Here is a 13,653-nt window from a genome sequence, read left to right as displayed (position 1 = left end):
ACCCTGCTACAGATCTTTTTTCCCCTGGCATATATTCTGCACTCCATAAAGCTGTGTTGTTATCGGTGAGAAATTAACTTTGTTCCCTTTTGATAAGGAGGAAATATTGTATGCTAATGAAATTGAGAAAGAACGAACACGGCTTTACTTTAATCGAATTGTTGATTGTCGTGGCCATTATCGGTATCATCGCAGCTATAGCGATCCCTAACCTCTTGGATGCCACCCAAAGGGCCAAGCAACGTCGAACCATGGGTGACATGAAGACGATCGCCAATGCAGTGGGTCAGTACATGCAGGACGCAAGCATTGCCATTCAATACTCCGGTAACCCGGCTGCTTCAGGTAGTGCTTTTATCTCGAGCTTAGTCCCCACATATATAGCTGCGATTCCCGATCAAGATGGATGGGGGAATACATTCGTCTATACGACCACAGCGAAAGATGCCTACACCCTTATAAGTCCTGGGCGAGACGGTGCCATCAATACTCCGTCTACTCGTAATGATCGGAACTGGGACCATGACTTGATGATCAGTAACGGAATCTTCATCGCATCCCCAGATTCAGGAACTTAATTTTATATCTTTATATCCGGCACAGCAGGTTTTTGCTGCTGTGCCTTCTTTAAATTTTGTTAGAATGATCTATCCAATAACAACTAAATACTCTTTCTGGTAAAAACGCCATGTACGACGTTTCTATAGATGATACGGAGCCATGACGTAAACCCAGGTTTTTGAAACGCACTGTTCAAGAATCTATAGATGACTTCTTAATCTCCCCCAGACCTCCTTCCTTTTCTCAAAGGAAGTTAGCGACAAGACTCGTTTTAGTTTTTATCCTGGCCCTCTTCATCCGACTTCTTCCCTATCCCGCGGTTTTTAAAGGGAATACCGTATTTTTTGATGGACCGGATGCTTACTATCACATGAAACGGGTTCTCTTGACGGTCCAATACTTTCCAACGGTACCTGCCTTTGATCCTTATACCAATTATCCCCATGGCGGATACATTATCTGGCCGCCTCTCTTCGATTTTTTTATTGCCTTGATTGCCAAGGTAGTTGGACTGGGAAATCCTTCTACCTATCTTACCGAGGTTGTTGGAGCTTTGGTCCCTCCGATTATAGGTGCTCTGACCATTTTTCCGATTTATCTATTAGCCCGGGAAATTTTTAATTCTACCATCGGCCTCTACAGTGCTCTATTTCTCGCCGTACTTCCGGCTCATGTTACCATTTCGACCATCGGAATGACGGATCAGCATCTGGCTGAGGTTTTTTGTTCAACCTTTACGTTTGTAGCACTCCTCAGACTGATCTCTCGCTTCGAAGACCCGGAGGTAGGGGGACGCGTCCCCGCGTCCCGACTCCTGGGGATTGGAATGGCCGGTTGCATTCTGGTCTGGCAGGGATCCGTAGTTTTTATAGGGTTTATAACCCTTTACCTTCTGATCTATCTGGGATATCAAGCTTTTAGAAAAAAGCTTGATACCTCTCTTCTCCGTGAAATCGTCAAGGCTTATCTCCTTGCCCTTCTGTTCATAGGTACCGTAACCTTCTGGTATCTCTGGAATTCAGGTCGGTTTACCATCCTCTCCTATGTCACGTTTTCCTGGTTCCATTTCTTTTTTACCCTCCTTTGCCTGATTCTGATCCTCCTCCTGTCCCTGATGGGTTCTTTTAGACAGAAGCCAAAGGAACAGAGGCGAAGGATGATTTTACCGGCTATTTTGCTAAGTCTTTCTCTCCTGGCCCTTACGCTGCTCCTGGGATCATCTATTTTGAAAGGAGCTATCTATCTGGCCAATAGAACCGATGAAACCGTTTTAAGGGAGAATGAAGTTATCCAGTCTTCTTCAAAGGCCTGGATACAAACTATTTCAGAATACAAACCCCTTTTCTTTATCGAAGGTTCCTTCGATACTTCCTATGCAGAAAAAGTTCTCTCTCGAATTTTTTATTTGGTACCCTTTTTCTGGGTCTATTTCGCCGTAAAGGTTAAAAAAAGCCCTTCAGGTGATTTTTACAGACTTTTTTTTCTCCTCGCCTGGACACTTTTGAGTGGATTCATGGCCCTCTTTCAGCATCGTTATACGTACCTGTTTTCTGTAGTTTGTTCTATTTATCTCGGATTTTTTGTTGAAAAGTTTTTTCGCCTTCTGCAAGCCTATGGGAATTTATGGAAAACAAAGAGTCCCTTTTTTCAGATTTTGGTTGAACAAAAAACAGGTCTTGGGGTACTTTTTGCTATGGTTATCTGGATTCTTTTCCCGGGTTTGCAATATCTGTCCGGGCTTTCTAAGTTGCCTGTGGGGCCTCCCCGAGATATCTATCAGACCCTTCTCCAACTCAAACAACTCTCTCCGGAACCTGGGGATTTTTACAGTTTGCGCCAACAACCTCAATATGGAATTCTGGCCAATTGGTCTTTTGGTCGTTGGATTAACTACATTGGACACCGACCTGCAATAGCCGACAATGACGGTTACGCCTTTGAAGAATCCACCCGGTTTTTTTTGGCAGAGGATGAAGATACGGCCAATCAAATCTTGACCGAAAAAAAAGCCCGTTATATCCTGGTTTCTGATCTTCTTCGGGCCTTTCCTCGTTATGCAGCAGCCATAGGGTTAAATCCGGCCACCTATTTTGAAATGAAAACGTTGCCTCAAGAGTCCGGGCAGACCCAGCTCGCTATTCCCACTGAACGATTTTATTCTTTGATGCAAACAAGGCTCTATGAGTTTGATGGAACCGCCATTAAGAGAGAAAAATGGATTCCTGCGCTGGAACACTACAGGCTCTTATACGAGTCCGACACGATTTTATCTGAAGGAAGGCCACGACCGGTTCACTGGATTAAGGTGTTTGAGTATGTACCAGGCGCTCGTATTATCGGTAAAACCAGGGCAGAGATTCCTGTATCCATCCTTCTCAAGGTTCAAACGAATCAACAACGGATATTCTCCTATTTGAATGTTACCAGGAGCGATATGGCGGGAAATTTCAAGTTTACCGTTCCCTATTCAACCGATAAGTCCATAGCTTCTATTCATACTTCTGATTTTTACCTGCTAAAATGTGACACAGGACTTCAGCAAGTTCAAGTCGATGAAGAAGCCATTAGACGTGGAAAAGACATTATTTTGGAAAGGGCCTGTGAATAGACAGGGCTCTCCTTTAGCTTTTTTCCTTTTACTCTTTACCCTCCTTTTGTTTTTTCACAAACCTCTTTTTTTGGGGAAAGTCTTCCATCAAAAAGATATTCTTCCCTTTTTTTATCCTATGGTTTCCTTTAATAAGGAAGCGATTCAAGCCGGATACCTTCCTCTCTGGAACCCTTACGTCTTATCTGGTGTTCCCCATTTAGCTACTCTGGAACCGGCCGTTTTCCACCCTGTAAGTTTTATTTTCTATTTCTTATCTTTTCCCTATGGATATACCTTACTCCTGGTACTGACCTACTTTCTCTCCTCAATGTTTATGTACCTTCTGGCCAGAAATTGGGGATTATCTCTGGAAGCCTCTCTTTTTTCGGCCATTATTTTCACCTATGGGGGTTTTACCATTTCCTCGATTAGCTACTTAAACATTTTATTTCCCCTGTCCTGGCTTCCTCTGGTTATCTATTTCTTTGAAAAGACCCTACAGGGTCGATCTATCCTTCCTCCCTTGGGAGCTGGTATGGTTTTGGCTCTTCAATTGCTGGGAGGAGATTTCGTCCCTGTCATGTTAACCGGCCTGGCCCTTGTAGGATACGCAGGTCTCTATGTCCGGGAAAGGGGCAGGGAGATCATTCTGAAGCTAATCGGGATAGTTAGTTATGCCCTTGGTTTCTCTATGGTACAGTTCTTACCTACGCTGGAATTGGTTCAATTTGCTTTAAGGAGCCAGGAGGCAGACTATGCGTATTTAACCAAATTTTCTTTTCATCCCATAAGAATTCTGGAATTTTTCATACCGAATCTTTTAGGCACCTTGAATCCTCCAGAGTCTTTCTGGGGAAGATCCTTTTTTTCCGATGGAATCGTTTTATTTCCCAGTGTATATTTGGGAGCTCTCCTTTTGCCATCCCTTTTGTTGGGGATCTTCTCCCAAAGAAGCAAAACTACCCTTTTTCTGACCCTCTCTTTTCTGTTCTCCTTAATCCTGGCCATGGGTAAATACACACCTTTTTATTATTTCCTTTACGAAACGATTCCCTTATTTCGGATGATCCCGAACCCGGAGAAATATCTTTTTTGGACAACCTTTGCCGGAGCTGCTTTGGCAGGATTTGGAGCAGATCAGGTTTTGAAGCGATGCCGTGTAGGTACCGGTTATATTGGTACCTTTCCCAAAATCCGTTTTATTTTCCCGAGTCTTCTTCTGCTGGTTATCCTGGATTTATACCGGGTCAACAGCCGGGTTATTTCCCTGGCCGATGAGACACTCTATCTGGAGAGACCCCTTCTGGTTTCTTATTTAGAGCAGGAGAAATCAGAAGACGAACCATTCCGCATTTATCGTCCCTCTCCCCTTACGGATATATTCGGTACAGCATCTTATCGTAATATGTACGGACAGAGGGATACCCTGGAATCCAATATCGGCATGCTCTATCATATTTCCGATGTAGAAGGATTCGTACCTGCAGGACTGGCCCATTACCATACTATCCTGAAAGCTATTGAGCTCACCCCTTTACCTCTGAGGATTAAACTTCTTGAAATGCTCAATGCAGCCTTTCTGCTGACCTTTGAACCCCTAGAAAACGAAAACCTGGAAGTGGCTTTCCTCTCTGAAGAACCCAGGTTTTGGGTTTATCGCCTTAAAAAATTTGCTCCGAGGGCAAATTGGGTAATTCCTGTGGCTTACCTGGAAAGTAAAATAGATGTGCTCAATAATATGATCCAGGAGAACTTTGATCCCGTTCATCACGTCATTTTAGCACCCTCTTCAAAATCCACCGTTCAAAATGGGGAGCTTTCTACACGTGAATCTGCGGTGCTGGAATCCGAGAAGTTGAATCCTGTCCTTATCAGAGAATATCATCCTACTCGGATAACCCTTCAGACGCAGCGTCCTACAGAGGGTTTACTCCTTTTACGAGAGACCTTTTATCCCGGCTGGAAAGCCTTTATCGATAAGACAGAAGTTGAGATCCGGCGGGCAAACTATATACAACGGGCCGTGAAAATCCCGAAAGGAGAACATGTGGTACAATTTCGATATGAACCCACTTCATATAAGCTGGGATTATTTTTAACCTTACTGACCCTTCTGATTTCAGGGGTTTGGATCTGTGCCCATTTCTTTCAAAAGGTGAGGATCCAGAAGCGCGCCGAATAGTAAAGAGCTTGATATTCCTCTCAGGGCCTCACGAAGCATGAAAATCGTAAGACGATTTTCGTAAGAAATTGTTACAGTTACATGGTAAAGAATTTCGCTTGAAAAAAGCCTGGAAAGTTTGTATTCTTTTAACGATGAAAAAGGTTGGGATTATCACGTTAGGATGTGCCAAGAATACGGTAGATGCCGAAGTTATGGCAGGCTTCCTTCGGGAAGCGAATTATGAGCTGACTTCCGAAGCCAATGCAGACATTATCATTGTAAACACCTGTGGCTTTATTAACCCGGCTAAAGAGGAATCTATCGATACCATATTAGAAGTCGCTCAATGGAAGGAAGCGGGTCAATGCCGATATCTCATTGTAACGGGTTGTCTGGTCCAGCGGTACCCCAAGGATCTGGCCAGAGAGCTTCCAGAAGTCGATGTCTTCCTGGGGCTGGACGATATCCCTCACATCGCCAGGGTTTGTGATGAGTTAACAGGCAAACATTCTTCTGAAGAGCGGACCCACCGTTTATCCCTTAACCTTATTTCTCAAGGAGCTTACCAATCCACGTATCTTTATAATCATACTACTCCACGGGTCAATTTAGGGCCTCCCCACACGGCTTATGTTAAGATTGCCGAAGGATGTGATTATACCTGTACGTTTTGTGCTATTCCTTCTATGCGCGGACGGTTCCGAAGTAGAACGATTTCATCGGTAGTCGAAGAAGTAAAACGCCTGGCAGACCAGGGGGTTAAAGAGATTAACCTGATTGCCCAGGATACAACCGCCTATGGAAAAGACCAGGGAAAAGAGGTAACCCTTTCCCGTCTTCTGGAAGAATTGGTCCGGGTGGATGGAATTGAATGGATTCGATTTTTATATGCCTATCCGACGACCCTTAGAAAGCCCCTTATGGAAACCATCGCCCGGGAACCTAAAATCTGTAAGTATATAGACCTTCCCTTACAACATATTGACGATGCCCTACTCAAGGCCATGAATCGACCCAGCTCTTCTAAAAAAATAAAGGAATTAATTCAAACTATACGGGAAACAATTCCAGGAGTTTCGCTAAGAACTACCTTTATTGTAGGATTTCCCGGAGAAACCGAAGAAGCCTTTGAACGACTGGTGGAATTTGTTCAAGAAACGCAATTTGATCGGGTGGGGGTTTTCAAATACTCTAAAGAAGAAGGAACCGTTGCCGCAACCCTTAAAAACGAGGTACCGGCTAAAGTTAAGGATAAACGATACCGACGGCTGATGAAGATACAGGCGGCTATCTCCAGAGAGAAAAATAAAGCCCTGATAGGAACCAAGCAACGTGTTCTGGTTGATGGCGTGTCCCCGGAAACCCCTCTCCTGTTGGTAGGACGGATGCAGAATCAGGCCCCCGAAATTGATGGCGTCGTTTACCTCAACGAGGGCCAGACTGAGCAGGGAAGACTGGAAGACGTGGAGATTACCAACGCCTATACCTACGATCTGGCCGGAAGAATCCTTTAATAAACGATAGCCGGTCAGATTCTCACCTCTAACCCTTCTCCCGAGGTTTTGGGAAGGGAGACAAGCTGGTTCTTTCCTGGCACTCAATACATGTTTGCCCAACTGGATTTAAAGTCCGTAACCTTCCTTCGCGAAGAAGCTAAAAAATATGACTTAACGCTCTGGCAGGCTATTGTCCTTATAGGAAGTTTCTTTTCGGGATTGGGGATCCTCCTCATTCTCCAAGAGATTCTTCCCTTCGAGTACCACTCTTATAAAGGAACCGTAGGCTTTGCTGCCCTCCGCCTCTACCCTGAGCAGCGTGAATCCTTCCTGTATCTGTTAACCCTCTTAATCGTTCCCCTGATAACTTTCTTCGGCTATCTGCTTTGGTTTCCTCTAACCGCCTTTCAACAGAAATTCTGTTCTATAACCCCCCCAGAAAATTTAAAACTTACGGCATTCAGTTACGCCATCTGGTTTTTAGTTCCCCTACTTTTTTATGCACCTTATCGTAATGAAGAATTCTTTCTAAGCCCCATCGTTCTCACCCTGGGTCTCGCTTTTATCGGCATAAACCTTCTGATACCCTTTTTTTATGAAAACTATAATAAAAAACGGGATCTCTTCTTGATATCCCTAGGGGTTTTTTTGCTTGGAACCTGTCCCGGTCTCTTTCTTCTTGCAATGCCCGGTCGAAGACGTTTCGATTCTTCAAGTATTCTGGAAGTATACAGCTTCTGGATCCTGCTGGCTATGGGAGGTTCGAGCTGGATCGTTTGGTGGCTTGTTTCTCATTTTATTGCCCAACGTAAATCCCAATCCAGATCTGAAGTTCTCCCTCAGATCGCTCTAACCTTTTTACCTTTTGCTATTTTATCCCTGGAAACCCTCTTCTGGGCAGAATATATCCAGGATGGTAAAGTCTTGGAGTGGTATAACGTCCCTTATCACAGGTCCCTCTTAATCCTTGTAACCCTTGTGGTTTCCACGGCCATTTGGATTTGGGTTATCCGGAATCCAGGAACAGGGGATCCTAAAGGACTTTTTTTGAAAATCTTCTTCTGGGGTTTGTTTCCGATCCTCATTTATTCTCTTTTCTTTCATCCCAATATTCAGCGAGACGTGGATTTTTTTCATGAAGGGGAAAAGTTGGTCCCCGCCCGGGCTTTTCTGGATGGAAAAATTCCCTATAAAGATATCTTTTTCGTTCACGGCTTGTTTGCCGATATCGGAATGCCTCTCCTTGGATTCAAGCTTTTTGGGCAATCCCTTGAAGGATTCCGAATTCTGGAAAATATTATAAGTCCTTTAGCCGTCGTTTCTTATTACTATCTGGGACTCTTATGCCTTCCTTATGAAGGGGCGCTTTTATTGGTTTCTCTGATTTTAACAGGGCTATTTCCTATCCTTGCCACTGAGAGAACCCTGATTGCTAACCTGAGCCTTTTATGGACCGTTGCGTATCTAAGATATCATCGAACCTGGTATTTATGCCTTTCGGCTTTTACAGCCTTTTTAAGCTTTCTTATTGCCAACGATACAGGGTTCGCAGTTATTCTGGCAGAAGGAGGCCTAGGGATTCTCCTGGGATTGGGAATGTGGAAAAAGGAGAGGGGAAAAGGATGGAAACCGGTTTTTATTTATACCCTAACCCTTTGGATCAGCTTTGTCCCCTTTGCCATATATCTTATCAAACTAAAGGCCTGGGAGCCCTTTATTTCTACTTACAAGGAAATCTTCAGAGCCTATGATCACTGGAGTTCCCTTCCTTTTAAAACGCTCATTCTGGGTATTAACGATCATTATGATTTTTGGGAAGGCTATCTCCTCCCCCTTCTTATTTTATTGGTCCTCGTTCTGTTAAGATTTAAACTAAGGGCCGGACAATGGACTTCACCTGAAGATTGGATTCTAATCCTTCTTTTATTAGTTAATATTGTTTATTATAAACGAGGATTGGATCGCTCAGATTCCGGACATGCTTTGATGGGAAGCCATTTCGGGTGGATTTTATTGTTATTTTTACTCACCAAAGCGGTTCGGTTCCATCCAAGGTATGCCTTGATTTATCTCTTCTTAGCAGCCTCTTTATTTATTCCAACGCCAACCCGACGGGAAGGAAAAACAACCTTGCCTGATCAACTGAGTCGATTTTCTACCAAAAACTCTATTCAGGTAACAGGACGTATCAGGGTCTCAGAGCCCAGATTGGGTCAACTCTTTCTCTCACCCGAACAAGCCCATACTATGGCACAGGTACTTAATTTTTTTGCAAAAATGACCCTCCCAACGGATTATATCTGGGACTTTACCAATCATGGAGCCTTTTATTTTCTTGCAGATAGAAAGAATCCGACCCGTTATGCTCTGACCCAGCTTGTTATTACCGAGGAGCAACAGAGGGAAGTGATCCGGGATTTGGAGCAGCACCCTCCCAAATTTATTATCTTTCGTTCCCAAACCCATTGGGACGAGATAGACGGAGTAGATACCTACTTACGACATTATCTCCTCTCCCATTATCTGCTCCGGCATTATAAACCGGCTGCCCGGATAGCTAACTTTATCCTTTTAGAACCCGGTACCATCCAGGCCGTGGAAGAATCTTATGGATCTTATCTCTTTCATGCTGTGGATTTTGGTTATGTTCCCTTTTTGTGGGGAAGAGATCGACTGGAAGAAATTTTACCCGGTCATCGGATCCTCAAGGAGTGGAAATTCCCGGGGGATGGAGTACGTCTGGTAAATCAAGGAATAGAATGGGAGGTGGACGGACTAGATCCAAAACCTGTCACTTATTTTATTGTAAATATGAGGGTCCATCAAGGAAAGCAAGGGCAGCTACTCTGGGCCGTCGATCAAAGGGGTTTTAACAGCCAAAGCAGTCTTGTTTTCAGTCTCCGGGCAGATGGAACCTTTCATCCCTATGTCATTCAGCTATCCTCTTTACCGGCATGGGTTTGGGTTAATAAAATTACAGGACTCCGCCTGGATTTAGGAACTGGGGGAGGATTGGTTGAAATCCAATCCATTCAATTGATGGGAGAACTCTAAAAAATCTCTGTCTGTTGTCCGTTATGAGTTAGGGAAAAAGTAAAAATCAACGGACAACGGATGGTAGACTACAGATTGTGAAAGTTGAAATAAAACAGATCCAACGAGAGTATGACGGTTATTTTAAGTTGGATAAAGTGATTTTCCGCCATGAAAAGTTTGACGGAACTATGAGCGAGGTCGTCGAGCGTCTGGTTCTTGATCGGGGCCATGCAGTGGCCATTCTTCTTTACCATCGAGAAAAAAATACCGTTTTGCTGATTAAACAATTCCGTTGTGCTGCTTACTTACACGGAGGACCTGGCTGGTTGATCGAGGTTGTAGCCGGAATTCAAGACAAGGGGCGAGATCCTCTTACGACGGCCCGGGATGAAGTTCTGGAAGAAGTGGGTTACCGTATACAAAACCTGATTCCCCTGTGTAAATTTTATCCAACTCCCGGTAGCAGTTGTGAAACGATTCAGGTCTATCTAGGGTATTTAGATGAGGCCGAGCGGATTAACCCGGGGGGAGGTCTGGCTTCTGAGCATGAAGATATTCAACTCCTGGAATTACCTTTCGAAAAGGCCTTACAGATGATAGAAACCGGGGAGATCTGTGATGGTAAAACCATTATTGCTTTACAAAGTTTGTATATACGACAAAACCTGCTCCAGAAAACGTAAAATTTTGTCCCCATGGGTCCTAACAATTACACACTACTCCAACCTGACTTTAGTGTCGGGATCTCCGGTAATTTCGATTAATTTACTTAACATCATTTTGATTCTGGAAGTGTGATAGGAAATAGTTTGAGCCCGCGAGAGGAGCACCGGGTCTTGATGGGTTTTAAGCGCATTTTCCAGATAAGTCGTACAATTCAGAATGGTATCGGTAGAGTGGCTAATCTCGAATTCCAGGGCCGTGCATAGTTCGCGGATTACGGCAAGTTTCTCCGACTCGGAAGCCTGAATTTGTAACCTGCGCATAGCCAGGAGGGATCTTACTCGAATTAACAACTCATAGGGATGGAAGGGTTTTATAATATAATCATCCGCCCCACTTTCAAAGCCCCGGGCTTTATCCTCCAGACCCGTTTTAGAAGTTAGCAGAACAATGGGTAAAAGCCTGGTTTCTTGTTTGTTTCTCAGAACTTTACAGAGTTGAATCCCATCTATGCCGGGGAGCATGGTATCTACGATGATCAATTCAGGGCGATCTTCTTCAACCTTACTTATGGCAGCTTTTCCGTCTTCAGCGGTAATAACCTCAAATCCTTTAGATTCTAACAAATTTTTAATGTCCCTTCTTATTTCAGCTACGGTCTCTGCAACCAGAACCTTACCTTTTTCTTGATCCTTTAAATTGAACTTACCTGTTTGCCCTGGATCACGCATAATTTATCCTCCGGAGTTGTAATAAAACCTTATCAAGACCATATACTTTGGAGTTTTTCTACCTATTTTTAAATGAACATGGACCCTAAAGTCAAGAATTAAATTTAGAGCCATAAAGTTTAAGAAAGGAATCCCTTGACAGGTATAGGGATTTCTGATAATACAATTCCATCGATTTGACAATCTGGGACTTTATTTAGAGTGGCTGGTAGTTTCATAAAAAGAGATCGCCTCTTAACATTAACAAACCGTTTATACCCTCGAACAGGAGACAGATAACTTATGCAAAGGATAGAGAGATTTTGGGTGTTGGTTTTATTTTTAGTGGTCGGTTGGGTAAGGATTGTTTCTGCTGAAATAGAGATAGGGTTTAAAACCGGGGCTTATATTCCCAGCGAGGCTCCTTTTAACAGTGAATTTGATACCGATCTTCTGTTAGGTGGGGTCCTCGGATTGGATAGTAACTTGGGGTTGCAATTGGGAATTAGTGTGGAATATTATTCGTCCGATAGCAAAAGCTCTACGCTGGGGGGAGATGTAACGGTTGTTCCTCTTATTTTTAGTGCCCAGTATAACTTTCTTCCCAGGTATAGCACGACCCCCTATGTAGGGCTCGGATTAGGTCCTTATTTTTTTGATAGAGATTTTGCCAGTGGAAAAAGTAATTCCAGTACGGAGTTTGGAGTCAGAATTTTTGGAGGAATTAAGTTCTTTGAAGATCGACCGGTTAATTTCTTCATAGAAGGGGGTCGGAATTTTGTGGATTTTGATGGCGATAATGCCGGCAGCTTTCAGATAACCGGAGGAATTCTTATCGATTTGAGTCCCACTACACTTTCTAAACCACCCCCGCCGCCACCCCCTCGCTAAAATTATGTCCCAGATAGCCCAGCCCTATCCGGTTAAGGAATAAAGGAAGCGTGTTTAAATAATCTTTACATGGGGAGTAAAAATTATGGCTTCTTCACAAGTTGATAAACTTCTCATCTCCCTGCTGAAGGAAGATGTTTCGGATTTACATTTTAAAGCCGGAAGCCCCCCTTTGTTACGTGCGAGAGGAGAATTGATTCCGGCTAACTTTAGAAAATTAACGCCACAAGATACCGAGATTCTGGCAAAAAGTTTATTAAGTCCCAGAGAATGGGAAGGATTCCAATCTAAATCCGAGTATGATACTTCCTACAGTATCCCTGGAATTTCCCGGTTCCGGGTTAATCTCTTTCGCCAGCGCGGGAGTATTGCCCTGGTTTTCAGAGTTATTCCCTATACCATTCCTTCCATCGAAGAACTGGGACTCCCCCCAAAAGTCAAGGAATTAGCCCTGGAACCGCGAGGGCTTATCTTGGTCACCGGCATTACCGGAAGTGGTAAATCCACCACGCTGGCTTCCATGATTAATTATATTAATACCACCAAAAAAGCCCATATTATAACCATCGAAGATCCTATAGAATTTTTGTACGAAGATAAACTCTGCTCCATCAATCAAAGGGAGGTGGGAAAAGATACCGAGAGCTTTTCAACGGCCTTGAGGGCCGCTTTACGACAGGATCCTGATATCATCCTGGTCGGGGAAATGCGAGATACTGAAACCATCAGTATCGCCATTAAAGCCGCCGAAACAGGCCATCTCGTTATGAGTACCTTGCATACAACCGATGCAGGGAGTACCATTAACCGTATTATTGATTCCTTTCCCCCCCATCAACAACTCCAAATTCGACTCCAACTCGCAGCCAATATCAAAGGGATCATCTCCCAGCGTCTGCTGCCTCGAAAAGATGAAAAAGGGCGGGTCGTTGCCGTGGAACTCTTGATCAGTACCAAAACTATTCAGGCTTATATCGAGGAACCTGAAAAGACCTCTCTTATCAAGGAAGTGATTGAAGCCGGACGATCCCAGTACGGTATGCAGTCCTTTGATCAGGCCTTAACAGAGCTTTACAATTCGGGAAAAATTACCCTGGAAACCGCACTCAGTGCATCGGATAATCCCGCGGATTTCAAGAGAGCTTTGTTATTTGACTAAAACCCCGACTTAAGGAAGTTAATCCTTTCGGCGGGGCCTGTTTAAAAGGATTTCCCTGGGATCTCGTAAGGTATTTCGTAAGGTGTTAGGGAGATATTTTTCCGTTGACGGTTCCGGTTTCTCGAAGTAATATATTGAAAGATATTATTGGATTAGAATTAGGCCCCCGTAGCTCAGCCCGGATAGAGCAAGGGACTCCGGATCCCTGTGGGGAGGTTCAAATCCTCTCGGGGGCTTCCTTACTTTTTCCACGGTTTAAACTTTCCCTTTGTAACTCCCCTTCCAATCCAGGTGATATTCCAGATTTGTAATCCTCAAGACGACTCTTTTCCTTTAAATGAATCCTACAAAACTTTTCAGTCCCAACGAGAAAATATTGACAA

The 13,653-nt window shown here is 43.8% G+C and carries 9 protein-coding genes and 1 tRNA gene; 9 read left to right on the top strand and 1 reads right to left on the bottom strand.

What is annotated here, in order from left to right; all coding sequences use genetic code 11:
- The first annotated feature begins 110 nt into the window (after positions 1–110).
- The 6 genes from VNM22_10135 to VNM22_10110 all read left to right on the top strand — a co-directional run bounded on the left by VNM22_10135 (position 111) and on the right by VNM22_10110 (position 10,530).
- The gene (locus tag VNM22_10135; protein HWP47508.1) at positions 111–578 is read left to right on the top strand and encodes a prepilin-type N-terminal cleavage/methylation domain-containing protein; all 468 of its coding nucleotides are present in this window, start codon (positions 111–113) and stop codon (positions 576–578) included.
- Positions 579–739: 161 nt separating this feature from the next.
- Complete coding sequence (locus VNM22_10130; protein ID HWP47507.1) at positions 740–3,169, top strand: STT3 domain-containing protein; 2,430 nt, start codon at positions 740–742, stop codon at positions 3,167–3,169.
- The gene (locus VNM22_10125) at positions 3,114–5,333 is read left to right on the top strand and encodes a YfhO family protein (protein HWP47506.1); all 2,220 of its coding nucleotides are present in this window, start codon (positions 3,114–3,116) and stop codon (positions 5,331–5,333) included. The genes VNM22_10130 and VNM22_10125 overlap by 56 nt, the downstream gene beginning before the upstream one ends.
- Before the next feature lie 68 nt (positions 5,334–5,401).
- Positions 5,402–6,829 (top strand): 30S ribosomal protein S12 methylthiotransferase RimO, encoded by a 1,428-nt coding sequence (gene rimO, locus VNM22_10120; protein HWP47505.1) that lies wholly within the window; start codon positions 5,402–5,404, stop codon positions 6,827–6,829.
- Positions 6,830–6,919: 90 nt separating this feature from the next.
- Entirely contained in the window at positions 6,920–9,865 is a 2,946-nt protein-coding gene (locus VNM22_10115; protein ID HWP47504.1) for a hypothetical protein, read from the top strand.
- Between the two features lie 77 nt (positions 9,866–9,942).
- Complete coding sequence (locus tag VNM22_10110; GenBank protein ID HWP47503.1) at positions 9,943–10,530, top strand: NUDIX domain-containing protein; 588 nt, start codon at positions 9,943–9,945, stop codon at positions 10,528–10,530.
- 33 nt (positions 10,531–10,563) lie between these two features.
- On the opposite strand, the gene VNM22_10105 is transcribed toward VNM22_10110, so the two are convergent.
- The gene (locus VNM22_10105; protein HWP47502.1) at positions 10,564–11,241 is read right to left on the bottom strand and encodes a response regulator; all 678 of its coding nucleotides are present in this window, start codon (positions 11,239–11,241) and stop codon (positions 10,564–10,566) included.
- A 282-nt stretch (positions 11,242–11,523) separates the two neighbouring features.
- Here VNM22_10105 and VNM22_10100 point away from each other — a divergent pair, with 282 nt between their 5' ends.
- The 3 genes from VNM22_10100 to VNM22_10090 all read left to right on the top strand — a co-directional run bounded on the left by VNM22_10100 (position 11,524) and on the right by VNM22_10090 (position 13,506).
- Positions 11,524–12,111 (top strand): hypothetical protein, encoded by a 588-nt coding sequence (locus VNM22_10100; protein HWP47501.1) that lies wholly within the window; start codon positions 11,524–11,526, stop codon positions 12,109–12,111.
- 85 nt (positions 12,112–12,196) lie between these two features.
- The gene (locus VNM22_10095) at positions 12,197–13,270 is read left to right on the top strand and encodes a type IV pilus twitching motility protein PilT (protein HWP47500.1); all 1,074 of its coding nucleotides are present in this window, start codon (positions 12,197–12,199) and stop codon (positions 13,268–13,270) included.
- A gap of 162 nt (positions 13,271–13,432) precedes the next feature.
- Positions 13,433–13,506 (top strand) — tRNA-Arg (locus VNM22_10090).
- The last annotated feature ends 147 nt before the right edge of the window (positions 13,507–13,653 follow it).

The sequence above is a fragment of the Candidatus Limnocylindrales bacterium genome, from assembly GCA_035559535.1.
In the GTDB taxonomy this organism is placed as follows: domain Bacteria; phylum Moduliflexota; class Moduliflexia; order Moduliflexales; family JAUQPW01; genus JAUQPW01.
This window is presented reverse-complemented; position numbering and strand designations above follow the sequence as displayed.